This is a genomic window from Jannaschia sp. Os4 (assembly GCF_016820245.1).
Lineage (GTDB): Bacteria > Pseudomonadota > Alphaproteobacteria > Rhodobacterales > Rhodobacteraceae > Jannaschia.
On sequence record NZ_JAFCAR010000001.1, the window covers coordinates 661,362 to 685,781 of the forward strand.

General features: G+C 70.1%; 21 protein-coding genes and 1 other RNA gene. 7 read left to right on the forward strand and 15 right to left on the reverse strand.

Annotated elements, in window-relative coordinates:
• The first annotated feature begins 95 nt into the window (after positions 1-95).
• Entirely contained in the window at positions 96-839 is a 744-nt protein-coding gene (locus tag JQC91_RS03430) for a Bax inhibitor-1/YccA family protein (RefSeq protein WP_203285357.1), read from the forward strand.
• 181 nt (positions 840-1,020) lie between these two features.
• On the forward strand, positions 1,021-1,938 hold the full coding sequence (locus JQC91_RS03435) for a calcium/sodium antiporter (protein ID WP_203285358.1): 918 nt from the start codon (positions 1,021-1,023) through the stop codon (positions 1,936-1,938).
• A 181-nt stretch (positions 1,939-2,119) separates the two neighbouring features.
• Here JQC91_RS03435 and JQC91_RS03440 read toward each other — a convergent pair whose 3' ends face one another.
• From JQC91_RS03440 to rsmI, 13 genes are all read right to left on the reverse strand, one after another.
• Positions 2,120-2,743: a dienelactone hydrolase family protein gene (locus JQC91_RS03440; RefSeq protein WP_203285359.1), complete on the reverse strand. Its 624-nt coding sequence runs from the start codon at positions 2,741-2,743 to the stop codon at positions 2,120-2,122.
• Positions 2,740-3,657 carry a ring-cleaving dioxygenase gene (locus JQC91_RS03445; protein ID WP_238941252.1) on the reverse strand — a complete coding sequence of 306 codons (918 nt, stop codon included), beginning with the start codon at positions 3,655-3,657 and terminating at the stop codon, positions 2,740-2,742. Before JQC91_RS03445 ends, JQC91_RS03440 begins: the two co-directional genes overlap by 4 nt.
• 54 nt (positions 3,658-3,711) lie before the next feature.
• Positions 3,712-4,242, reverse strand: a complete 531-nt coding sequence (locus JQC91_RS03450) for a GNAT family N-acetyltransferase (RefSeq protein ID WP_203285360.1) — start codon at positions 4,240-4,242, stop codon at positions 3,712-3,714.
• A gap of 160 nt (positions 4,243-4,402) precedes the next feature.
• Positions 4,403-4,570 (reverse strand): 50S ribosomal protein L33, encoded by a 168-nt coding sequence (rpmG, locus tag JQC91_RS03455; RefSeq protein WP_203285361.1) that lies wholly within the window; start codon positions 4,568-4,570, stop codon positions 4,403-4,405.
• A 101-nt stretch (positions 4,571-4,671) separates the two neighbouring features.
• Positions 4,672-5,058 carry a hypothetical protein gene (locus tag JQC91_RS03460; protein ID WP_203285362.1) on the reverse strand — a complete coding sequence of 129 codons (387 nt, stop codon included), beginning with the start codon at positions 5,056-5,058 and terminating at the stop codon, positions 4,672-4,674.
• Positions 5,059-5,161: 103 nt separating this feature from the next.
• Positions 5,162-5,532, reverse strand: an RNA gene (rnpB, locus tag JQC91_RS03465) — RNase P RNA component class A.
• 11 nt (positions 5,533-5,543) lie between these two features.
• Entirely contained in the window at positions 5,544-6,281 is a 738-nt protein-coding gene (locus JQC91_RS03470; RefSeq protein ID WP_343069894.1) for an N-acetylmuramoyl-L-alanine amidase, read from the reverse strand.
• Positions 6,278-7,150 carry a hypothetical protein gene (locus JQC91_RS03475; protein ID WP_203285363.1) on the reverse strand — a complete coding sequence of 291 codons (873 nt, stop codon included), beginning with the start codon at positions 7,148-7,150 and terminating at the stop codon, positions 6,278-6,280. Before JQC91_RS03475 ends, JQC91_RS03470 begins: the two co-directional genes overlap by 4 nt.
• Before the next feature lie 33 nt (positions 7,151-7,183).
• The gene (gene gatA, locus JQC91_RS03480) at positions 7,184-8,668 is read right to left on the reverse strand and encodes an Asp-tRNA(Asn)/Glu-tRNA(Gln) amidotransferase subunit GatA (RefSeq protein WP_203285364.1); all 1,485 of its coding nucleotides are present in this window, start codon (positions 8,666-8,668) and stop codon (positions 7,184-7,186) included.
• Complete coding sequence (gatC, locus tag JQC91_RS03485) at positions 8,665-8,952, reverse strand: Asp-tRNA(Asn)/Glu-tRNA(Gln) amidotransferase subunit GatC (protein WP_203285365.1); 288 nt, start codon at positions 8,950-8,952, stop codon at positions 8,665-8,667. The genes gatA and gatC overlap by 4 nt, the downstream gene beginning before the upstream one ends.
• Positions 8,953-9,004: 52 nt before the next feature.
• Complete coding sequence (gshB, locus tag JQC91_RS03490; RefSeq protein ID WP_203285366.1) at positions 9,005-9,961, reverse strand: glutathione synthase; 957 nt, start codon at positions 9,959-9,961, stop codon at positions 9,005-9,007.
• Positions 9,962-10,049: 88 nt separating this feature from the next.
• Positions 10,050-10,430: a YraN family protein gene (locus JQC91_RS03495; protein WP_238941253.1), complete on the reverse strand. Its 381-nt coding sequence runs from the start codon at positions 10,428-10,430 to the stop codon at positions 10,050-10,052.
• Entirely contained in the window at positions 10,405-11,307 is a 903-nt protein-coding gene (gene rsmI / locus JQC91_RS03500) for a 16S rRNA (cytidine(1402)-2'-O)-methyltransferase (protein ID WP_203285367.1), read from the reverse strand. Before rsmI ends, JQC91_RS03495 begins: the two co-directional genes overlap by 26 nt.
• A 107-nt stretch (positions 11,308-11,414) precedes the next feature.
• Between rsmI and JQC91_RS03505 the strand changes: the two genes are divergently transcribed.
• From JQC91_RS03505 to JQC91_RS03525, 5 genes are all read left to right on the forward strand, one after another.
• Positions 11,415-12,626, forward strand: coding sequence for a penicillin-binding protein activator (locus tag JQC91_RS03505; RefSeq protein WP_203285368.1), 1,212 nt, complete (start codon positions 11,415-11,417; stop codon positions 12,624-12,626).
• On the forward strand, positions 12,610-15,393 hold the full coding sequence (locus tag JQC91_RS03510; protein WP_203285369.1) for a [protein-PII] uridylyltransferase: 2,784 nt from the start codon (positions 12,610-12,612) through the stop codon (positions 15,391-15,393). The genes JQC91_RS03505 and JQC91_RS03510 overlap by 17 nt, the downstream gene beginning before the upstream one ends.
• Before the next feature lie 755 nt (positions 15,394-16,148).
• Entirely contained in the window at positions 16,149-17,999 is a 1,851-nt protein-coding gene (locus JQC91_RS03515; protein ID WP_203285370.1) for a UvrD-helicase domain-containing protein, read from the forward strand.
• Positions 17,999-21,142, forward strand: coding sequence for a helicase-related protein (locus tag JQC91_RS03520; RefSeq protein WP_203285371.1), 3,144 nt, complete (start codon positions 17,999-18,001; stop codon positions 21,140-21,142). The genes JQC91_RS03515 and JQC91_RS03520 overlap by 1 nt, the downstream gene beginning before the upstream one ends.
• Positions 21,126-22,967, forward strand: coding sequence for a DUF1998 domain-containing protein (locus JQC91_RS03525; protein WP_203285372.1), 1,842 nt, complete (start codon positions 21,126-21,128; stop codon positions 22,965-22,967). Before JQC91_RS03520 ends, JQC91_RS03525 begins: the two co-directional genes overlap by 17 nt.
• 75 nt (positions 22,968-23,042) lie before the next feature.
• Here JQC91_RS03525 and vsr read toward each other — a convergent pair whose 3' ends face one another.
• Together vsr and JQC91_RS03535 are read right to left on the reverse strand one after the other, a co-directional pair.
• A complete protein-coding gene (gene vsr / locus JQC91_RS03530; protein ID WP_203285373.1) occupies positions 23,043-23,513 on the reverse strand; it encodes a DNA mismatch endonuclease Vsr in 471 nt (156 codons plus the stop codon).
• 3 nt (positions 23,514-23,516) lie between these two features.
• Positions 23,517-24,416, reverse strand: a complete 900-nt coding sequence (locus JQC91_RS03535) for an HNH endonuclease (protein ID WP_203285374.1) — start codon at positions 24,414-24,416, stop codon at positions 23,517-23,519.
• Positions 24,417-24,420: the final 4 nt, after the last annotated feature.

Here is a 24,420-nt window from a genome sequence, read left to right on the forward strand (position 1 = left end):
GCGACGGGATGCTTGAATAGGATGCCCCGGATGCCGATATTCCGACACGTAGGCCCTGTACGGACGGGGCCACCGAACGCCATCTGGAGGAATCAATGGCTCAGTACGACGCGTTCCGGACCGAGGTGTCCGGTGCCCGCGCCGCAGAGATCGACGAGGGCCTGCGCGCGCACATGAACAAGGTCTACGGCACGATGTCCGTGGGCCTCCTGATCACCTTCGCCGCCGCGTGGGCCATCTCGGGCCTCGCGATGGTCGACGGCCAGATGACGCAGCTCGGCATCGCGCTCTACGCCTCGCCGCTGCGCTGGGTGCTGATGTTCGCGCCGCTGGCCTTCGTGCTGGTGCTGTCCTTCGGCATCAACAAGCTGTCGGCCGCCGCCGCGCAGGGCGTGTTCTACCTCTTCGCCGCCGTGATGGGCGTGTCGATCTCGTCGATCTTCATCGTCTTCACCGGCACCTCGATCGCGACGACCTTCCTCGTGACGGCCGGCGCCTTCGCGGGCCTTTCGCTGTGGGGCTACACCACCAAGAAGGACCTGTCCGGCATGGGCACGTTCCTCCTGATGGGCCTGATCGGCCTGATCCTCGCGTCGATCATCAACATCTTCGTGGCGTCCTCGGCGATGCAGTTCGCGATCTCCGTGATCGGCGTGCTGATCTTCGCGGGCCTGACCGCCTACGACACGCAGCGGATCAAGACCGAGTACGTGGCCCACGCCGCCCATGGCGACAGCGAGTGGCTGGGCAAGGCCGCGATCATGGGCGCGCTGTCGCTCTACCTCGACTTCATCAACCTGTTCATGTTCCTGCTGCAGTTCCTCGGCAACCGCGAGTGACCGCCACGGCATGACGACGGATCGGGCCGCCCTCTGGGGCGGCCCTTTTCTTTTGGCGGGAGGCCTTGCGCGCCGCCCCGGCCCCCCCATCTGCCGCGCAGGCGCCGGGCCCCTCTGGCGGGGCGGTCGGCGCGCCCCGCGATGTCGGCGGCCGGTGCAGCCGCCGATCCGGGTCCGTCCCATGCTCCTCCTCTCCCTCGGCTCCGGCCTCCTGCTGCTCGTGGCGGGGGGCGACGCGCTGGTGCGCGGGGCCGCGTCGCTGGCCGCCCGCTGGGGCGTCTCGCCGCTGCTGATCGGCCTCACGGTGGTGGGCTTCGGCACCTCCACGCCGGAACTCGTCACCTCGCTGCAGGCCGCCTTCGCGGGCGCGCCGGGCGTGGCGGTCGGCAACGTGGTCGGCTCCAACGTCGCCAACGCGCTGCTGATCCTCGGCATCGCGGCGGTGGCGATGCCCTTCGCGGTGGACCGCGCGGCCTTCCGCCGCGACGGCACGATGCTGGCGCTGGCCACGCTGGCGGGCGCGGCGGTCGTGCTGTCGGGGGGCCTGTCGCGGGGGCTGGGGCTGATGCTGCTGGCGGGGCTGGCGCTCTACCTGTGGACCGCGTGGCGGGGGGAGCGGGACGCGCCGCAAGCGGCGGGGGACGTGCCCGGGCCGCTGCTCCGGGCCGTCGTGCTGACGGTGGCGGGGATCGCGGCGACGGTGCTGGGCGCGCGCCTGCTTGTGGGCGGGGCGACGGGGCTGGCGCAGGCGTGGGGCGTGTCCGAGGCGGTGATCGGCCTGACGGTTGTGGCCGTGGGCACGTCGCTGCCGGAACTGGTCACCTCGCTCGTGGCGGCGGTGAAGCGGCAGGGGGCGATGGCGTTCGGCAACGTGGTGGGGTCGAACGTGTTCAACCTGCTCGGCATCCTCGGGGCGACGGCGGTGGTCGTGCCGATCCCCGTGCCGCCAGAGATCGCGTCGCGCGACGTGTGGGTCATGCTGGCGGCGACCGTGGCGCTGGTGGTGGTCGCGGTGACGGGCTGGCGGGTGCGGCGGGGCGAAGGGGTGGCGCTGCTGGCGGCCTATGGCGGCTACATGGCGTGGCTGGCGATGGGGTGAGGCGGAGCGCGTCGGCGGGCCGCGGCGCGGCGATGCGACCCCTCCGCAGGGCGCTTTATCCCTCGCCCCCGCACGACGCTCCAGCCGAGCGCCGTCGGCACGGGATCGCCGGGCCGGGGGGCGGCCCGGCGATGCGCGGACCGCTGCGCGGTCGTTTCGCGCCGGGCGCCGAGCCGGGGCGTCAACCCAGCATCTCCCGCGCCACCGCGATCCCGTCCGCCATCGGCTGATGCCCCGCGCCGGGATGGGCGATCAGCCGGGCCTCCGCGCCGAGGGCGCGCAGGACCTCCACCGACCGCTCGGTGCGGGCGAGGGGAATGTGCGGGTCGCGTTCGTGGCAGGTGACGAGGACGGGGACGCCGGAAAGGTCGGTCGCGTAGTCGAAGGCCTTCTCGCCGTGGCCGTAGATTTCGCCCGGCGCGTCGGACGTGCCGACGAGCCCGCCGGAGAAGGCGATCACGCCGCCGACCCCGGCGCCCCGCCGCGCCGCCCACTCCAACGCGAGGCAGGCGCCTTGGCTGAAGCCCGCCACCGCCACGTCGCCGCGCGGCAGGCCGAGCGCGTCGACGGCCGCGTCCACCGCGTCGAGGCCGCGCGCGACCCACGGCGCCATCTGCGCCGCAGGCGCGAGGAAGGAGGTGGGCCACCACGAGTTGCCCTCCGCCTCCGGCAGCGCGATGCGGCGGTCGACGACGCCCAAAGGCGCGGCGAGGCCCGCGATGCCGCGCGCGCTGTCGCCCCGCCCGTGGATCAGGACGAGGCCGCGCGGGGCGGCCCCGTCCCCGGCCCGGTAGAGGGCGCTCATGCGGTGATCGGCGGGAGCGCCGCCTCGATCCGGTCGCGGATGCCCTCGTACTGCTCGGGCAGCTTGAGGGACTGGCCCAAGGACTCCAGCGGCTCGTCGCGGGTGAAGCCCGGCGGGTCGGTGGCGATCTCGAACAGGACGCCGCCCGGCTCGCGGAAGTAGATCGCGTTGAAGTACTGCCGGTCGATCACGGGCGTGACCTGCATCCCGGCCTCCAGCATCCGCTCGCGCCAGTCGAGCTGGTCGGCGTCGTCCTCGGCGCGGAAGGCCACGTGGTGGATCGTGCCGGTTCCCTGCTGCCCACGGGGCGCGCCGTCGCGGCGGAAGAGGTCCACCACGGTACCGCGCGCATCGCCGGGGGCCTTGAGGCGAAGCCGCTCCCACCCGTCGCCGGACTCGGAGCCGACCTCCTCGTAGCCCATCCGGTCGACCAGCAGGGCCTGCGTCGGGGCGAGGTCGTCTTGCCACAGCGTCACGCCGTGGAAGCCGCCCTCGGCCGGGCCGTGGGCGCCGGGCGTGGCCACGAGCTCCACCGTCGCGCCGTCGGGGTCGGAGACGGAGGCGACCTGCTGGCCGAACCGCTCCTCCGGCCCGCTCACGCCCGCGCCGCGCGCGCGCATCTCGGCCAGCACGTCGCCGAACACCGCGTCGCCCACCGCGTAGGAGTAGGCCGACGCCATCCCCGGGCCGGGGCGCCCGCGGGGCACGCCCTCGAAGGGGAAGAAGGTCAGGATCGTGCCGGGGTCGGCGGTCTGGTTGCCGTAGTAGAGGTGGTAGGTGCCGGGGTCGTCGAAGTTCACCGTCTTCTTCACGAGGCGCTGGTCCATCAGCTTGGTGAAGAAGTCGACGTTGGCCTGCGGCGGGCCGCTGATCGCGGTCACGTGGTGCAGGCCGGTCATGCGCTTGTCGGCCATGGGGGCCTCCTGTCTCTGGGTCGCTCCGGATGTGGGCCGCGGCCGGGCCGCGCGTTAGGCCGATCCCCGCACGGGATCGGTTCGCAGGCGCGCAGTCATGCGGATGGCGGGGAAGGGGATCGCCCCGCCGATGGCCACGTCCAGTTCCTCCTGCCAGCGGAAGCCGATCGCGGCGTAGAACGGCACGGCGGTGCGGGTCGAGAGGCATTCCATCGTGCGGACCCCCGCCCCCGCCGCCTGCATCATCGCGCGGGCCATCACGGCGCGGGCGAAGCCGCGGCGGGTGTGGGCGGGATCGGTGGCGACGTGGCGGACATGGCCGATGCCGGCGGCGCGGCCCCCGTCCGTCGGCGCGGCGGCGGTCCAGCCCCCGCAGGCGAGGACGGCGCCGTCGGCCTCGGCCAGCCAGTAGGTGCCGGAGGCGAGGAGGGCGGGCTTGGCCCGGCTGATCGCGGGCAGGACCGCGACGAGGACGGAGGGCGGGTAGTCGCCCTTCAGGAGCTGCGGATAGCTCCGCGCCAGCAGCCCGTCGACGGCGGGCAGGTCGGCGGGGGTCGCGGGGCGAAGGGCGACGGTGGGCGGCATGGGTCCGGAGATAGGCCGAGGGGCCGCGCCACCCAGCGCGAAACGGCGGCGCGGGGGCCTGCGAGCCGGCGGGGCCGTCATGGCCAGGGGCCTCCGCGCCCTGCCCCCGACGAGAAAGGGGCCCCGCGGGGCCCCTCCGATCAGCGCGCGAGGCGGGGCCTCACTTGATCTTGCCTTCCTTGTACTCGACGTGCTTGCGCGCGACGGGGTCGTACTTCCGGATGGTCATCTTCTCGGTCATCGTCCGCGCGTTCTTCTTCGTGACGTAGAAGTGGCCCGTCCCGGCGGACGAGTTGAGGCGGATCTTGATGGTGGTCGGCTTCGCCATGTCTCTGCTCCCGTGCGGGGCGGATGGCGGCCCCGGAAATCCGAAGTCCGCCTTCTACGCGGGGGCCTGTAAGTGTCAAGCGGGGCGGCGGAGGCGCGCCCTCAGGCGCAGTCGAGGCGCAGCAGCAGCCACGCGGGCTCGTCGGGGATCGGCTCGAGGGTGATGGCGCAGTCGCCGCCCTCCGGGTCCAGCCACGCGAGGTCCATCTCGACATGCGCCACGCGCCCGCCGGACGCCCGCGCCAGCGCGCCGCGCGCGCGGTCGCGGATGTCGTGGCGCCACAGATGGGTGAGGTGCAGCCCCTCGAGGTCGTCGCGGCGCCCGAACCCCAAGGCCGTCAGGAGGCGGGGACCGAGATACCCGAGCCGCCCGTCCGTCGCCACGAGGCCCACCGGGGAGTCGGCGCCGCGCGCGGCCTCGACCAGGCCGCGCGACGGGACGCGCCGGTCGGCGCGCATGTGGCGGTCGGTGTCGGTCTGGATCTCCAAGGGCGGCCCATCTCCCGCAGTCTCGGCTATCACGATAACTCGCATCCGAACGATTCGTTCACCGAATCTTAACAAACCCGGCGATGCGCGAGGGGGCGGCCCGAGCGGCGGGGGGCCTGTAAGCCGGATTCTGTCCCCCCCGGCCCGAGGGCCGGAAGGCGGCGACCATTCATCTCGACGGCGGATCGCTCCGCCGCCTGAAGCTGCCAACCCGGATCCCCGGCGCGACGCGCGCCCGCCTCTCGGCGCGGGACCCCTATTCGGCATTGCTCCCGGTGGGGCTTGCCATGCGGGGGACGTCGCCGCCCCCCCGGTGGGCCCTTACCCCACCGTTTCACCCTTACCCCGCGTGCGGGGCGGTCTGTTCTCTGTGGCGCTGTCCGTCGGATCTCTCCGCCCGGGCGTTACCCGGCACCGTCTCGTCGTGGAGTCCGGACTTTCCTCGGGTTTCCCCGCGGCCGCCCGGCCCCCCGCCGCCGCGCGGCCTAGGCCCGGCGCCCCCGCCGGTCAAGCAAGGGCGAGCGCCACGCCCGCATGTGCCCCGCGGCGGGCCAGCGCGTCGCGACGTCGGCGATCGCCGCCATGTCGGCCGGCGACAGCGGCCCCGTCAGCCACGGGCGATGCCGCAGGCGCACCGACTCCAGCAGGATGTCGATCGGCTGGTGCGCGTCGAACCCCGCGATCCGCGCGTCGTCGCGGAAGGTCGTCTCGTCCGGCGCGGCGCTGGGCGCGGACGGGTCGAGGTCCGACCACACCGCCAGCCCCGACCGCGCGAGCCGCCGCCAGTCGAACCGCGGGCCGGGATCGATCTTGCGCCCCGGCGCGCTGCAGGAGTGGCCGATCACCCCCTCGGGCGCGATACCGTGCCGGTCCATGATCCCGCGCAGCAACTCCTCGAGCGCGTCCATCTGCGCGGCGGCGAAGGGCGAGGCCCCGTCGTTGGACAGCTCGATCCCCACCGAGCGCGAGTTGACGTCCCCGTCGCCCCCCCACGTGCCGACGCCCGCGTGCCACGCGCGTCGCGACTCGTCGACCATCTGGAAGCACTCGCCCCCCTCGCCGATGAGCCAATGCGCCGAGACGCCGGACTCCTTGTCCGTCAGCCGCTTCAGCGACGGCCCCCACCCGCCCGTCATGGCGGTGTAGTGGATCACCACGAGGTCCACCGGCGCGCCCTCGGGGCGCGGCCCGTGGTTGGGCGACGGACGCACCGGGCGGGTCACTGGTCCACCAAGGCCCGGTAGGTCGCGGGGTTCCACCCGCAGGCGTTCCCGTCCCCGTCCGGGTCGAGGTTCAGCCGGTCCCGCTGCGGCCCGCCTGCGGCGAGGAACTCCTCCTGCGCGACGTCCGCCGTGCGGTAGCCGCCGCATCGCTCCTCGTGCTTGCGCGGGGAGTTGAACGGATTGCGCCGGTAGCCGCCCGCGCCCACGGGCCGGGCCCGCTCCAAGGCGTAGGCCACGATGTTCGGCCCCCGCCCCTCGCCGCGCTCCAGTTCTGTCGGCGTGACGAGCTGATACTGCTGGCGCGCCGCCGCGAGGCGGGCGGCGTCGGCCTCGATGCCGCGGCGCGCGGACACCGCCTCGAAGTCCTGCTCGTCGCTGATGCCGGCGTTGTCCCGGTCGAGCGTGGCACGCGGCGCGGCCGGGGCGGGCGCCCGCTGCGCGACGGGGACGACCGGCGCGGCGGCCGAGGCCGAGGCCGAGACCGTGGCCGAGGCGGCGGGCTTCGGCGCGGCGGTGCGGGCCAAGGCGGTGCGGGTCCGCGCCGCGCCGTCCGGGGCGGGCGCGGGCGACGCGACCGCGCGGGGCGGGGCCGAGACGGCGGGCTGGCTGCGGGCGCGGGCCACCTGCGCCGGCGGGGCCGCGGGGACGGGCCGCTCCGGCTCGAGGCGGGGCGGCACCGGGGTACGGGCCGCCAAGCGCATAGGCCGTTCCGCCGCGACGGCGGGCGGGGTCGCGGGCGGGCGCACGACCGCCACGGCGGGCGAGGCGCGCCCGTCCAAGGGGGTCGCGGCGGGGGCGCCGCTGTCGGGGATCGAGTTGCAGGCGGCCAACGCCGCGCTGCCGGCCAAGGCCGCCAGGATCGCTCGCATGGATGGACTGCTCCGGTTCTTTTTCCGGTCAGCCTACCACCACTTCTCGGGCCGCGCGACGAACCCGGCGCGATCCTCGATCGCCTGTGCCACGTTCATCATACCCGCCTCGTCCCACGGGCGCCCGATGATCTGCAGGCCCAGCGGCAGGCCCCGCCGGTCCAGCCCCGCGGGGACCGCCGCGCCGGGCAGCCCCGCCATGTTAACCGTCACGGTGAACACGTCGTTGAGGTACATCTGGATCGGGTCGTCCTGCGCCTGCCCCAACTCGAAGGCGGCGGACGGCGTGGCGGGCGTCAGGATGGCGTCGACGCCCGCGTCGAACACCTGCTCGAAGTCCCGCTTGATGAGCGTGCGGACCTTGCGCGCCCTATTGTAATAGGCGTCGTAGAAGCCCGCCGAGAGCACGTAGGTGCCGATCATGACGCGCCGCTGCACCTCGTCGCCGAAGCCCTCGGCGCGGGTCTTCTCGTACATGTCGACGATGCCGTCGCCTTGATCGAGCGCCGCGCGGTGGCCGAACCGGACCCCGTCGTAGCGGGCGAGGTTGGACGACGCCTCGGCGGGCGCGACGACGTAGTAGGCGGGCAGCGCGTACTTCGTGTGGGGCAGCGAGATGTCGCGGATCTCGGCGCCCGCGTCCCGGAGCATCGTGACACCGTCCTGCCACAATTGCTCGATCTCGGAGGGCATCCCCTCCATCCGGTACTCCTTGGGGATGCCGATGACCTTGCCGCGGACGTCGCCGGTGAGCGCCGATTCGAAGTCCGGGACCGGCAGGTCGGCCGAGGTCGAATCCTTCGGGTCGTGCCCGGCCATCGCGCCCAGCAGGATCGCGCCGTCGCGCACGGTGCGCGTCATCGGCCCGGCTTGGTCGAGGGACGAGGCGAAGGCCACGATGCCCCAGCGGCTGACCCGCCCGTAGGTGGGCTTCACGCCCACCGTCCCGGTGAAGGCGGCGGGCTGGCGGATCGAGCCGCCCGTGTCGGTGCCCAAGGCGGCCACGCAGAGCCGCGCGGCCACGGCGGCCGCCGACCCGCCCGACGAGCCGCCGGGGGTCAGCGCCGCGTCCGAGTTCCCCGCCCGCCACGGGTTCGTGACGGGGCCGTAGGTGGAGGTCTCGTTGGACGAGCCCATCGCGAACTCGTCCATGTTCAGCTTGCCGACCATGACCGCCCCTGCCGTGAACAGCTTGTCGGTCACGGTGGATTCGTAGCGCGGCGCGAAGCCCTGCAGGATGCGCGAGCCGGCCTGCGACGCCACACCCTCGGTGCAGAACAGGTCCTTCACCCCGATGGGGATGCCGCACAGCTCCGGCGCGTCGCCCCGCGCGATCCGCGCGTCCGCCGCCTCGGCCTGCCTGCGCGCCACCTCCGGCGTCTTGTGCACCACCGCGTTCAGCGCGTCCGCGCCCTCCACGGCTTCCAGATACGCCTCCGTCAGCGCGGTCGCGCTCGTCTCGCCCGAGCGCAGCGCGTCGCGCGCCTCGGCCAGCGTCAGGTCGGTCAGGTCGCTCATTCCACCACCTTCGGCACCGCGAAGAACCCTTCCCGCGCGTCCGGCGCGTTGGCGAGAACCGCCTCGGGCTGGTTGCCGTCCGTCACCACGTCCTCGCGCCGCTTCAGCCGCTGGGGCGTGACCGAGGTCATCGGCTCCACGCCGTCCACGTCCACCTCCTGCAACTGCTCGATGAAGCCGAGGATCGCGTTGAACTCGCCGGCCAGCGCGGGGAGGCGGTCCTCCTCCACCCGGATGCGGGCCAGATGCGCGACGCGGCGCGCGGTCTCGGTGTCGATGGACATGGGCCAACCTCTCGCGGAACACCGGCGGCGATACCGCCGCGCCCGCGCGGGTTCAACCACGGCCCGCCCGCCGCCGCTCGATCGCGTCCCAGATCAGCCCCGCGCCGTTGGTCCCGTCGAACCGCTCCAGCTCCTGCAGGCCCGTGGGCGAGGTCACGTTGATCTCCGTGAGGTAGTCCCCGATCACGTCGATCCCCACGAACACCTGCCCCCTCTCGCGCAGCACGCCGCCGATCCGCTCGCAGATCTCGCGGTCGCGCGCGGTCAGCCCGACCTTCTCGGGCCGCCCGCCCACATGCATGTTCGAGCGCACCTCGCCCGCCGCGGGCACCCGGTTGATCGCGCCGATGGGCGCGCCGTCCACGAGGATGATCCGCTTGTCGCCCTTCGACACGGCGGGCAGGAACTTCTGCACGATCAGCGGCTCGCGGTTGATGGCCCCGAAGGTCTCGTGGAGCGAGGCGAGGTTGCGGTCGTCCTCCCGCAGCCGGAACACCCCCGCGCCGCCGTTGCCGTAGAGCGGCTTGAGGATGACGTCCCCGTGCCGCGCCTTGAAGTCGCGCAGCACGTCGAGGTCGCGCGCGATGGCCGTCGGCGGGGTCAGGTCCGGGAAGTCCAGCACCATCAGCTTCTCGGGCCAGTTCCGCACCCATGTCGGATCGTTCACCACCAGCGTGCCGGGGTGGATGCGGTCCAGCAGGTGCGTCGTGGTGATGTAGCCCATGTCGAAGGGCGGATCCTGCCGCAGCCAGACCACGTCCATCCCCGACAGGTCCCGCTCCTCCACCGCGCCGAAGGTCACGTGGTCGCCGCGCGCCCGCCGCACCTCCATCGCCTGCCCCCGCGCGACGATCCGGCCCTCGACGTAGGCCAGCATGCCCGGCGTGTAGTGGAACAGAGAATGCCCCCGCTCCTGCGCCTCGAGGGCGAGGCGGAACGTGCTGTCGGCGTCGATGTCCACGCCCCCCATCGGGTCCATCTGGAAGGCGATCTGGAGCGGTGCGGTCATCGGGGGCCTGCGGCGGTCGGGAGAACTGGACCACAGATGGCCCGGCGCCGCGCGACCGACAAGCCGGACCGGTGGCGCCGCGCGGACGTCACCCCGCCAGCGCGTTCTCGATCACCTCGATCCGGCCCTGCCCGTCGACCAGCGCCACGTCGAACCGCACGTCGGAGAGCAGCCCGTCCGGCAGGGTGCCCATGAACTCCCCCGCCGCATCCATCAGCCGCGCCACCTGCCGGGGCGAGACCCGCGCCGCGGCGGAGGCATGGTCGGGACCGGCCTTCACCTCGACGAAGACGGTCGTCCCGCCGTCCCGCAGGACCAGGTCGATCTCGCCGCCCGCGCCGCGCCACCGCGCGGCCAAGGGCGCCCAGCCGCGCCGCTCCAGATGCCGCGCGACCTGCGCCTCGGCGGAGCGCCCGGCATGCCACGACCGGCTGCCCCGCGCCCTACGCCTCTCGATCGTCATCGTCATCGGTCCGGTCCTTCATCCGCAGCGCCATCTCGTAGACCTGCTTACGCGCCATCCCGGTCCGTTCGGAAACCTCTTTCACCGCGGATTTGACGCTCATTCGATCCATCGCCTCCGCGAGCGCGGCCTCCACCTCCCCCTCGCCGGGCTCCGCCGCCGCGCCGCGGTCGATCACCACCACGATCTCGCCCCGCGCCGCCTCCGCGCCGTAGCGCGCCGACAGCTCGGCCAGCGTCCCCCGCGCCACCTCCTCGAACCGCTTCGTCAGCTCCCGGCACACCGCCGCCTCGCGCGGGCCCAGCACCTCCGCCGCGTCGGCCAGCATCGCGCCCACGCGCTTGGGCGACTCGTACAGGACCAGCGTCGCGCGCACCCCGCCCAGCTCCGCCAAGGCCGCGCGCCGGGCGGCGCGCTTGGGCGGCAGGAAGCCCGCGAACAGGAACCGGTCCGTCGGCAGCCCCGCCACCACCAGCGCCGCCAGCACCGCGCTCGCCCCCGGCGCGGCGCGCACGACCGCGCCCGCCGCCCGCGCCTCGGCCCCGAGCCGAAAGCCGGGATCGGCCACGAGCGGCGTCCCCGCCTCGGACGCGTAGGCGACGCTGCGCCCCCCGGCGAGCGCGGCGGCGAGGCGGGCGCGCGCGGCGGGCGGCGAATGCTCGTGATAGGCTACGAGCGGGCGGTCCCCCAAGGCGATCCCGTGGATCTCGAGGAGGCGCCGCAGCGAGCGCGTGTCCTCCGCCGCGAGCACGTCCGCCCCGGCGAGGAGGTCCAGCGCGCGCAGGGTCACGTCCCGCGCGGCGCCGATGGGGACGGAGACCAGATGGAGCCCCGGCTCGACGGTCGCGCCGCCGGGCGGCGGGGTGTGGCGCGCATCGCTCATGTCGCCTCCGGCACGTTTACAATGCGGGGTCCGCCGCACTAACCGTTCCGTGAACCACAACGCCGGGCGGGCGCAAGCCGACCCCGGCCTCCTGCCGGAGCCGCGCCATGCCCCACTCCCTCCTCCGTCGCCTCTCGGCGCGCCTGCGTCCCGCCGCCCCGGCCCTGCGGACGACCCGCCGCGCGGCCCTCGGCCTCGTGGCGGCGGGCGTCCTCGCGGGGTGCCAAGTCGGCGGCATCGGCGGCGGGGGGGGCGGCGCGGGCGTCGCCTCCGAGGGGCCGACGCGGGTCGCGCTGCTCGTGCCCTACGGCTCGGCCCGCGGCAGCGACGCCACGCTGGCCCGCTCGCTGGAGAACGCCGCGCGGCTCGCGCTCGCGGACATCGAGGGCGCCCGGATCGAGCTGACCGTGCTGCCGACCCAAGGCACCCCGGCGGGCGCCCAGTCCGCCGCGCAGCAGGCCGTCGCGGGCGGCGCGCAGGTGATCCTCGGCCCGCTCTACGCGGACAACGCCGCCGCCGCAGGCGTCGCGGCGGCCGGCTCGGGCGTGCCCGTCCTGTCCTTCTCGAACAACACCTCCGTGGCGGGCGGCAACGTCTGGGTGCTCGGCTCGACCTTCCAGAACACCGCCCGGCGCCTGCTGTCCTTCGCGGCCGCCCAAGGGCGCAACCGCGTGCTCGTCACGCATCCGAACACCCCGTCGGGCCAGATCGCGCAGAACGCCATCGTCTCGGTCGCCGGCGGCACCGGCGCGCAGATCACCGGCTCCGTCCCCTACGGCTTCAGCCAAGAGGGCGTGGTCGCCGCCGTCCCGACCGTCAAGGCGCAGGTCGAGAGCACCGCCACCAACGCGGTGTTCCTGACGGCGGACAGCGCGGGCGCGCTGCCGATCCTCGCCCAGCTCCTGCCCGAGGCGGGCATCGGCGGCGACGCGGTCAAGTTCCTCGGGCTCGCCCGCTGGGACGTGCCCGCCCAGACGCTGCAGCTGCCCGGCCTGCAGGGCGGCTGGTTCGCCCTGCCCGACCCCGCGCCGCTGGCCGCGTTCCGCTCGCGCTACGCCGCGTCCTACGGAGGCGAGCCGCACCCCCTCGCGGGGCTCGCCTACGACGGCATGGCCGCCATCGGGGCCATCGCCCGCCGCGGCGAGACCGTGGGGCGGCGCTCGCTGACGCGCGGCACGGGCTTCGCGGGCACCAACGGCATCTTCCGCCTCCGGCCGGACGGGACCAACGACCGGGGCCTCGCCGTCGCGCAGGTCACGAGCGGCACGTCGCGCATCGTGTCGCCCGCGCCCAGCAGCTTCGGTGGCTTCGGCTCCTGACCGGGCGGCGGAGGCCGCGCCCCCCGCCCCGCCCGTCTCGCTCATCGCGCCGCCCGAGGCGATCCTCGACGCCGCCGCCCTCGCCGTCCGGCTGGAGGCGGCGCTGGCCTCCGCGCCCGACCCCGCCGCCCGCCGCCGCGCCGCGACGGCGGTGCTGGCGGAGGCGCGCGACCGGGGACGGGACGCGATCCGCGACGGGTTCGCGGCCCATCCGACCGCCGCCCGGCGCGTGACCCACGCCTACGCGTGGCTGACCGACGGGCTCGTCCGGGCGGCCCTCGACGTGGCCCGCGCCCTGCACCCCAACCCCGTGCCCACGACGGGCGAGCGCCTCGCGGTGCTGGGCGTCGGCGGCTACGGGCGCGGCGAGATGGCGCCGCACTCGGACGTCGACCTGCTGTTCCTCGTGCCCGGCAAGGTCACGCCGTGGGCCGAGAGCATGGTCGAGTCGGTGCTCTACGTGCTGTGGGACCTCAAGCTGAAGGTCGGCCACGCCACACGCACGGTCCGCGACTGCGTCGGCCTCGCCCGCGAGGACATGACGATCCGCACCTCCCTCGTGGAGCAGCGCTTCGTCTGCGGCGACGCCGCCTTGGCCGCCGAGCTGGACGAGACGCTCCGCCGCGACCTCTTCGCCCGGACCGCGCCCGAGTTCATCGAGGCCAAGCTCGCCGAGCGCGCCGACCGGCACGCCAAGCAGGGCGGCGCCCGCTACGTGCTGGAGCCCAACGTCAAGGAGGCCAAGGGCGGGCTGCGCGACCTGCAGGCGCTCTACTGGATGGCCAAGTACCGCTACGGCGTGCGGACCAAGGCGGACCTGATGTCGCTGGGCGTGTTCACCCGCACCGAGTTCACCCAGTTCGAGGCCGCCGAGCGCTTCCTGTGGTGCGTGCGCTGCCACCTCCACCTGATCGCCGGGCGCGCAGCCGACCACCTCACCTTCGACATGCAGGTCGAGGTGGCCGCCCGCCTCGGCTACCAGGACCGGGGCGGGCGCCGCGCGGTCGAGCACTTCATGCAGGCCTACTTCCGCCACGCCACCAAGGTGGGCGAGCTGACCCGCATCCTGCTGGTGGCGCTGGAGGCCGACGAGGTGAAGCGCGCCCCCGGCCTCCTCGGGCTGCTGCGCCGCCGCAAGGTCAAGCCGCCCTACGCCGAGAAGCAGGGCCGCCTCACCGTCTCCGACGAGGCCACCTTCCTCGCCGACCCGCTCAACCTGCTGCGCATCTTCGAAGAGGCGCTGCGCACCGGCCTGCTCCTGCACCCCGACGCGATGCGCCTGCTGACGGCCAACCGCCACCGCATCGACCCTGCCATGCGCGCCGACCCCGAGGCGGCGCGCATCTTCCTCGGCACGCTGCTGCGGCACGGCAACCCCGAGCGCGCGCTGCGCCGCATGAACGAGCTGGAGATCCTCTCCGCCTTCATCCCCGAGTTCGCGCCCATCGTCGCGATGATGCAGTTCAACCTCTACCACCGCTACACGGTCGACGAGCACACGATCCAAGTCGTCTCCACCCTCGCCCAGATCGAGCGCGGCGAGCTGACCGAGAGCCTGCCGCTCTGCTCCGGCATCCTGCAGGCGGGCGTGAACCGCCGCGTCCTCTACGTCGCCTGCCTGCTCCACGACATCGGCAAGGGCCGGGCCGAGGACCACTCGATCCTCGGCGCCCGCATCAGCCGCGAGGTGGCCCCCCGCCTCGGCCTCAAGAAGCGCGAGGCCGAGACCGTCGAATGGCTCGTCCGCCACCACCTGCTGATGTCCGACATGAGCCAGAAGCGCGACATCGCCGACCCCCGCACGATCCGCGACTTCGCCAAGGCGGTGAAGACCCGCGAGCGGCTCGACCTCCTCACCGTCCTCACCGTCTGCGACATCCGCGGCGTGGGCCCCGGCGTCTGGAACAACTGGAAGGCCCAGATGCTGCGCGCGCTGCACCGCGCCACGGCCGCCGCCCTCGAGAACGGCCTCGAGGACGTCAACCGCGAGACCCGCGAGGAGCGCGCGCGCCAGCTCTTCCGCGAATCCCTCCCCGACTGGCCCGAGGCCGACCTCCGGGCCGAGCTCGCCCGCCACTACGGCCCCTACTGGCAGGGCATCCCCACGGCGGCGCAGGCCCGCTTCGCCCACCTGCTCAAGGACCTCCCCGAGGGCGAGGTCCGCGTCGAGCTGGAGCCCGACGAGGACCGCGACGCCACCCGCGCCCTCTTCGCGCTGCACGACCACCCCGGCATCTTCGCCCGCCTCGCCGGCGCGCTCAGCCTCGTGGGCGCCAACATCGTCGACGCCCGCTCGCACACCTCCAAGGACGGCTTCGCCACGATGGCCTTCTGGCTCCAGGACCGCGAGGGCCACCCCTTCGACCCGGCCCGCCTGCCCCGCCTGCGCGGCATGATCGAGAAGACGCTCCGCGGCGAGGTCGTGGCCCGCGACGCCTTGGAGGGGCGCGAGATCAAGACCCGCTACCGCGACGTCCGCGTGCCCACCTCCGTGTCCTTCGACAACGACGCCTCCGAGATCTTCACCGTGGTCGAGGTCGACACCCGCGACCGCCCCGGCCTGCTCTACGACCTCACCTCAGCGTTTGCGGCGGCCAACGTGACGATCAACCAAGCGGTCGTGGCGACGTATGGGGCGCAGGTGGTCGACGTGTTCTACGTCAAGGACCTGTTCGGGCTGAAGATCTGGTCGAAGGGCAAGCAGGAGGCGCTGGAGCGGCGGCTCAGGGACGCGGTGGACCGGGCGGCGGAGCGGGCGGGGGCTTGAGAAGCGGGCGGGAAGCGGTCGTTCGCTGCGGGTGCAAATTGACAGCCCTGATCTGCATACCGGCCCTGTAAGGGGGTGAACTGATGCGATGCATGCCCCGACCCTGGGGCCGACCGTCGTTAAGTATATCAGGACGGTTCTACGGAACCACGTGGAGTGCGCGCCGATGAAGACGAAGATCGGCATGTAGGCGATCGGCTTATTGAAAGGGAGCTTCCAGGTCTGCGCCGTTGGGCCAGATGGGGCAGCGCTGCCCAACCCAGCGCTGTCAAGGACGCGCCCGGCGGCGCTGCTGGCCTGTGTGGTGGCAATGGAGGCGTGCGCGACGTCGCACCACTTGGGGCGGGCTACTCAAGCGCACAGTCAGGAGTTCCGACTGGCTTCGGCAGCTTACGTGAAGCCGCTCATGAAGAGGCAGGAGAATGACCAAGCCAAAGTGGAGGCCATTGCGGCGGCGGCCATACGCTCAACGATGCGGTTCGTAGCGGTGTAGGGCACCGACACGCAGGCTCGCGCCATCGCCTTCCACACCCACTATTGCGTCGTCGGGCAGGGCATGTAGTTGATCAGAGCGCCGCAAGGGCATCCCGTAGAGTCCGGTTTTGTCGTGCTCTGTTTCCAGTTCTCTTTCCCTAAATATTCTTAGTTCTTACGTTGCCCGAACATAGCTACCGGTTGCGTCCCCTCATTCGTTCTATCACTCTTCGACGGGGTTTGTGCATATCGTGTCCGGGAGGGGTCGCTTGAGTACAGGGATGGCCGAAGAGCCGTTGAGGACGGTCCAGCACCCGGAAAGCGGCGCGGTTGCGGCGACCTCGTCGATTGACTTCGATCCCGCCCAGCGAGCCGTAATCGAAGCCGCACGGGGCGCCAGACTGTTGGTCAACGCCGGTCCGGGGATGGGCAAGACCGAAGTCGCATGCGCACGCATCGGCAAACTTGTCGACGAAGACGCGGTTAGACCATCTGCCATCTGGCTGATGAGCTTTACACGGACCGCCGTCAGGGAACTGCGCGATCGGATCCTGAGACATGCGGTCATGCCGACATCCGGGCTCAAGATCGCAACGATCGACTCGCAGGCCTGGCGACTTCGTTCCGGCTTCGAGGGAAAGAAGAGCGCCGACGTCTTCGGAGGGTATGAAGCGGCGGTCGAACAGGCTCTCGCGAGCATAGAGGCCAACGTGACCGAAGTGCGCGATGTACTTTCCACGCTCGAACATCTGATCATCGACGAGGCGCAGGACGTCGTCGGTATCCGCGCATCGCTCGTTGCGCGCGTAATTTCTCTCCTGCCTGCCGATTGCGGCGTCACCATTTTTCACGACCCTGCGCAGGCAATCTATGACTACGACGCCGACGACGGCCCGCAGCGACGTCTGCTGGACCTTCTGCCGGAGGGTTCGACCGGGTACGAGACCCATGAGCTCAAGCAGATCTACCGTACCGACAACCCGGCATTGAAGGCGCTGTTCGGATCGTTCCGCACTAGTATCCTGACTGATCCACCGATCAATACCGAGACTTTCAGAGGGAAGACGGAAACGGTCCGGGAGGCCGCCACGTCCGTGCTCTCCGGACAGTTCGAGGCTCGACGCTATTCCGAGAGCTCACGGGAGCTACTCCTCTTCCGCCGGCGCATTCAGGCGGCACAGGCCGCGGGGTTTCTCAGTGGTGCCGGAATCCCTTTTAGGTTGCGTATGTCGGGCCTCCCCCAACAGTTGCGCCCCTGGATCGCCCTTTGTCTGCGGAGCGTCCGAGCCGATCTCGTCGACGAGATCGAGTTCCGCGATCTCCACGAGCGCGCAGCGGAACTGTACCCGCTCGCAATGGATGCTGACGGAGACACAGGTGATGAGGATGAACGGTGGGCCGCGCTGCATCGCACGGCCAGGCGCTCGAAGTCGAAGGAGGTGTCGCTATCGCTTCTGCGCGAGAAGCTCGCATACAGCGCCCTCGATCGCTTCGTCTCCTTCGAATACGGAATGCGCGGACCGACGCTCGGAACGGTTCACGCCTCAAAGGGGCGGGAGTCGGATGACGTCGTCCTGAACATCGACAAGGGTTGGGGCCGCGACGAGAACGACGATGCCGATCGGTTCAGTGAGGAAGGGCGAGTCCTTTTCGTCGGGGCCACGCGTGCGAAGCGTTCACTGACGGTCCAAGGCGTTCTCTCGATGCCGTTCGCGTCGCAGACGGAGGAAGGACGAACTTTCAAGAGGACGAAAGGGCGGGTGCAGGTCGAAGTCGGACGCATCGGCGACCTTGACCGCTTCTCGTCCGAGAGGATCGACGTCGTCGCCCTTTGCCCGCGCTTCCCGACGCCAGCTCACGGTCGCTTCGATCCCGAGACCAAGAGCTACGTTCTTGAGACCGAGGACGGTAACCGTCTTGGCTCCTTCACGCAGGCCTTTAGCCGCGATCTGGGACGCGTAGGGGCGGCTGTGAAGGGCAGGCGTCCTACGTTCATCCCTTATTTGTCCGTCATCGGGATCGCGAGCGTCGTCGCTTCGGGCGAGGCCGATCTCCAGCGGACCGGCGGCAACGGGTTCTGGCTTACGCCGCAGATCTACGGCCTGTCGCCCTGTACCTTCCGGAGGTATTGATGACGAACACTCGTGAGATCCTTCTTGAGCGCCTCGAGATCGACCTTCTCGGACCCAACGCCGCGAACGAGTTGATCGAGGAGCGGCCGACCTCGAAGTACCTCACGGGAATTCTCTTCCCGCAGGAGACCACGTTCTCTCCGGGGGAGGACGAGGCGATCTTTGGAGAGAACGGGAACGGGGAAGACGAGCCCGAACAGGACGAGCGCATCGAACTCATTCGAACCTTCAAGCCGTCGACGTGCGGCTTTTCGTTCCTCATCGTCTCCGAAGACCGAGAACCGCGCCTCTCAATCGATGTCGAGTACGGTCGCTACGAGCCCGAGGAAACCGACGAGAACGGCCGGGTGCGGACATGGCGACGTCGGTTGATCGCGGTACGGGATCTCGACATACGGGTCAGCGACGGGGCTGACCGATCGACGGTCGCTGAAGGCCTATCGCTGCATACCGTGTCGCGTTCGGTCCGCGAGGGCACTATGGTGACCCTACAGTTCGTCAACGAACACTACGAACCCGACGCTGCCAGCGCGACGGACGATCGACCCGTCGAACTGGCGGTAAGCGATCTGGTCGGGCGGGAGAGGGCATCGTTCTTCCAGTTCACCGCAGTGGCGCGCTGCCGAGACGGAACTCGCTTCGCCCCGCGGCCGCCGCGTTACGTCGGTCGCGACGACGACGCCAAGACATCCGACCTGATCTACCGCGACGCTCGCGAATACGCAGTCGGACATACGTGCTCGGTGCGCTGGACGCCGCACCAGGCACCTCGCGAGATCGGAACGACCTGGCTGCCCCGGGCCGTCGTCAACGGAATGAACGACCAAGGCGACCCGACTCTACGCGAACATATCGAAGCGACCTCCCTCGGTCGTCTGCACGCGCTGGAGTTATCGCACGCGACCGAAGCCGATCTGCTGGAGGCGCTGGACGCCATCGCCGACGGCTACGCCGCTTGGATTGGAGCCCGGCGTGCAGAGCTGGGTCACCTGCCCGACGATCTAACGGACCAGGCGGAGGTCAACCTGGCGCGCTGCGACGCGGCTTTGGGACGCATCCACGAGGGAACCGAACTGCTGCGCGACGATCCTGTCGCATTGAGAGCGTTCCGGCTCGCCAACCGATCGATGTACATTCAAGCCGCCTGGCAGAAAGGGTTCCGGGACGCGGCGACTCACGACGATCCGTCCGCGTTCAATTTCGAGTGGCGACCGTTTCAGATGGCATTCGCGCTGCTCTCGCTCGCGTCGACGGCGAACCGCGCACATCCGGACCGAGACGTATTCGATCTGATATGGTTTCCGACCGGCGGCGGAAAGACCGAGGCGTATCTCTTGCTGACGGCCTTCTCGCTCTTCCATCGTCGGCTGGTCTCATCGACGAGGGGCGAAGGGGTCGGCGTACTGATGCGCTACACGCTGCGCACACTTACCGTGCAGCAGTTTCAGCGCGCCGCCGCGCTAGTCACCGCCTGCGAGTACGTCAGGAGGGCGGAGCTACAGGCAGCGGCACCATTCTCCATCGGTCTATGGGTCGGCCAAGGCTCCACGCCCAACACGTTCAAGCAGGCGCAGGAAGCGTTGAACCGCGGGGGTGAACCGTCGTCCACGCCGCGCCAGATCATTCGCTGCCCGGTGTGCGGCGGTTCGGTCGTTTGGAAGGCGCTCGAACGCGGCACGCGCGTCGTATGCGAATGCGAGGACGAAACCTGCCGTGCGGAGCGGCCGCAGGGCCTGATCCCGGCATCCACGGTCGACTCCGACATCTACCAGGACCCGCCGTCGGTGCTGATCGGCACCGTCGACAAGTTCGCGCAGATCGTCCGCAACGAGAAGACCGGCCGACTGTTCGGCGCGCACGCGACGTCCGAGCCGCCGGATCTCGTCATCCAGGACGAGCTGCATCTGATCGCCGGGCCGCTCGGCTCGTTGGTCGGGCTGTACGAGACAGCGATTGACGCGCTGTGTTCGACGTCGGCGGGTCGAGCCAAGATCGTCGGATCGACCGCCACGATCCGCCAGAGTTCGGAGCAGGTCAGACAGGTCTTCGATCGCCGCTCGTTCCAGTTCCCGCCGCCGGCGATCGACGCGGCCAACTCCTGTTTCGCGCAGACCAGGAACGACGACGGACGCCTCTATGTCGGAATCACTACGGCGGGACGGTCCGAAAAGTTCGCGCTGCAGTTCGCCGCAGCCTCGCTGCTTCAGGGCGTGAAGAGCGGGGACGTACGTGGGCGCGAGGACCTTGACGCCTACGATACGCTCGTCGCCTACTTCAACTCCCTCAAGGTTCTTGGGGGCGCGCTCGTTCTGATGGAGGACGACGTTGGAGCCACGATCGGGGCGCTCCAACGTGACGGCGAGGAGCTTCGGGAGGTCAAGACGCCGGAGGAACTGACGAGCCGCAAGGCATCATCTGAGATTCCGTCCATCATGGAACGTCTCGAGCGACCCTCCGCGGATCCGGAAGGCATCGATGTTCTGCTGGCCAGCAATATGCTTTCGGTAGGTGTCGACATTCCCCGCCTGGGCCTCATGTTGATGAATGGCCAGCCCAAGTACGTGTCCGAATACATCCAGGCCACGAGCCGCGTCGGACGCCGACGGCCGGGTCTAGTGGTCACAGTCTATAACGCGAACAAGATCCGCGACCGCGCCTACTTCGAGACGTTTCCGACGTGGCACGGCGCACTCTACAGAGCCGTCGAGCCCGCAACCACGACGCCGTTCGCGCCACGGGCGAGGGACAAGGGCCTGCATGCGCCGCTCGTCGCACTCGCCCGCCATGTCGTCGGCGTGGATCGACCGGCGGCGACGGAAGCCCAATTCGTCGCGATCGAAGCGGAGATTGAACGCATCGTCGAACGCATTCGGCGGATCGATCCGAACGAGGCGGATCAGGCACGCGAGGAGCTGGCGGAGTTCGTCCGACGCTGGCGCAGTGAAGGAACCGGAGCCGGATCCTACTGGAACGACCAAAAACCGGACAGGAGCTTCCTAATCTCCGCTGAGGTCGCCGCACGTCGACGGGCACTCGGCCAGGACGCCGCACCCGGAATCCCGACGCCGAACAGTATGAGGAATGTCGAGGCCACGACGCACTTCAAGCTATGGGAGGGTATGCCGAATGAAGGAACTGGGTGAGGTCCGTCGGAGCCAAGTTCTCGGCTACGGTCCGGGCGCCATCATCGATTTCAGGGCCGGTGCGAAGGGCGGCGGTCCCGTATCCGCTTTGGCCGTCGGCCTTCACAGGTGGCCGCAGCCGAGTGGTGGGAACGACGACCCACAGATCGTACACGAAGTTCGCTTGCAGAAGCTGCTCGGGAAGTCGTTCTTTCTCCTTCCTCCCGTTTCCGAGACGGACGACGGTACTCCGCCCGATCGTCCCCTACCGGCGATCCGCTTTCCGAACTGGCTGCTTTGCCCCGAATGCCGTCGGTTAGACCGTGCGGATCGCTGGGGCCATGAGATGACCGACCCGGCGCGATGGTGCGAGGATTGCAGCACTGACGATCGGCGCGTCTTCGTCGTTCCGTCGCGCTTCGTGACCGCATGCGAGAACGGTCACCTGGACGAATTCCCGTGGCGCTGGTGGCTTCGGCGTCGATCGCGGACGGAGCCGAAGTGTGCGCCCGGATCGGCGGAGGATGCGCGCCGCTGCAGACTGTACCTCGAAGGTGGCGATGGAACCGGCCTGGAGTCGCTGCGGCTTGTCTGCAAAGCGAAGGACTGTGGTGCGATCACCAACATGGCGGGAGCATTCTCTAAGACCGCTCTCGAAGGGAGAGCCTGTTCGGGCCGCCGAGGCTGGATCGACAACGAACACGAGGACTGCGACACACCTCCCCGCGCGCTCCAACGCGGCGCCTCCAACCTCTACTTCCCGGTCACCTTCTCGACCCTCTCTATTCCCCCCTGGACCGACAACATCCAAAGCGATCTCAGCGCGACGTGGGACGTTCTCATCGCCAACCCCGACATGCGGAATGCCCTGATCGCGGGGCTGGCCTCCTCGAACGCCGCTAAACATGGTCTTACGGCCGACGAATATGCCGATCGCGTCCGCCTACGGCTGCAGCAGACGGACGAGCTGACCGCGGAGGCCCTTCGTTTCGAGGAGTACGAGCGGCTGTCGGGAACTGAGATGTCAAACGACTTTCAGACGCGCGCGCAGGACGCTCCGGACGAGCTCTCCGACCTGATCGACAAGGTCGTGCGGGTGGAGAGGCTTCGTGAGGTTCGGGCCCTCGTATCTTTTACCCGCATCTACCAGTCCGCCTCGTACGATCAGCCCGGACCGGGCGAGTTCTCGGATCTCTCCCCGACGGCCCTGCCCTGGCTGCCCGCGGTCGAGGTGAGAGGGGAAGGCATTTTCATCCGCCTGCGCGAGTCGGCGGTGCGGTCATGGAGCGAACGGAAGGACGTCTCCCGTCGTGCCGCCGAAATCGATCGGGAGAAGCGACGCCAGCACGAACGCGACTACGGCGACGACGTCGAGTACTCACCCGTCTCCCCGCCGTATCTCCTCGTTCACTCGCTGGCCCACGCGGTCATCCGACGCCTCTCGTTCGACTGCGGCTACGACGCCGCCTCGCTGCGGGAGAGGCTCTACGTCGGCGACGATCCCTTCATGGCGGGTCTTCTCGTCTATACCGCCACGAGCGACGCGGACGGCACCCTCGGCGGCCTCGAACGTCAGGGCCGTCGGGACAGAATCGCCGCGACGATCCGCGGTGCTGTGGAGGACAGCGTCTGGTGCGCCTCCGATCCGTTGTGCCGCAGCGGCGTCAGCAGTGCGTCCGAACCCCTGAACGGCGCGGCCTGCCACGGTTGCCTGCTCCTGCCCGAGACGAGCTGCGAGAACGGGAACCGTTTTCTCGACCGCTCGGCGCTGACGTCCGTGGGGTCAACGGACGGTGCTGGGTACTTCGACTGTACCCTCACCGATCCTACATCATCGCCTCTCTAGCGACCCGACGCTGTCTCCGTCGCTGAGGTGGGCGCCTCCTGGAAATCGGACACTGAGAGAAGCTACGATTTGAAATCATTCTGGTCTTCGAGAAGGAGACGAACGAGATGGCGAAGAGGAAGCGGCACGTTTTGGACTTGCCCTGCCAAGAAACGCCATCAACCGCTCGGCAAGAGCCCTTTGGTCTTTGGTTTCACACTGCCAAACGACGAGCACGGCCCAGCCCGCGGTCTCCAGCAACGACACAGCCTGCCGATCGCGCTCGACGTTGCGTGCGAGTTTAGCCTTCCAGAAGTCAATATTGGTCTTTGGGATTGTACCGCGGGGGCAGTCATGACTGTGCCAGAAGCAGCCGTGCACGAATATGATCTTTCGCAGACGAGGGAATACAAGGTCGGGTCGGCCTGGTAGGTCCTTGCGATGGAGACGAAACCGGTAGCCGAGCGCGTGCGCCGTTCGGCGCACGAGCAGCTCCGGCTTGGTGTCTTTGCCCTTGATGCGGCCCATAAGCCGGGAGCGCTGTTCGGGCGAGATTCTGTCCGCCAAGGGTCAAGTCGCTCCAGCGAACCGGTTCCGATGCTCGGCCATGAACCGTTCGCTCGGATGCAGACGCTCGTCGGTAGGCAGATGAATGCGCTCGACCGCGCTGGAAAGCAGGCGGCGAAACTCTTCCGGCACCCGATTGTGGGCGACAAGGAGGCGGTACTGAGGGTCGATCGAGATAAGGTGGCGATCGAAGAGCCAATGCGCCGTGGCGGACAGCGCCAGCCCGTTCTGGACGATGTCCCGGCCCCCGTCCCGGACCGGCTTGATATGAGCGGCTTGGACTTCCGACCGTCCGCCCCCGTTGATGATGCGTAGGCGCGTTACTGCGCACCGATCGTCATACGCCTCGCAGACGGCCTTCCTAAACAGCGCGTCGCGCACCGCGCGGTCGACGAGGCGTCGCTCCCGTCGTTCCGCACCATGGGGTTCGTCGTCGTTGCGATCGACCTCGAACTGCCATCGGAACGCTTCGTCGGGTCGGTCAAGGGTCTTCAATCCGGCATCGACCAGGGCGACGAAGTCATCGTCCTCGAGCGGACGGACGGAGCGCCCGCGAAGGTAGATGCCGATCCGGGAAACATCATCCTCGGCGATGCGTCGCAGAGCATCTTCGCCGTAGCGTCCTTTGGAGCGCCACGGCACGGGATCAGAGAACGGCAGATAGTCTGCGATCTCCGCATAGTAATAGCTTGGCCGGTCGGGATCAGCTCTGATTCGCGCGATCCGACCGGCCCCAAAGTAGGTAATGCCCCCACCGCCATCCCGCGGGCGCCTAAACACCGCCCAGCCGCCCTCCGCGGCCCGAAGAGGTTGAAGGTACCGCGAAGGGAAGTGGTAGCGCTCGGCGGTTGCATCATCGTAGGCCGATCCCTGCTTGGTATCGAGGACGACCTTGTTTGGCATCGTG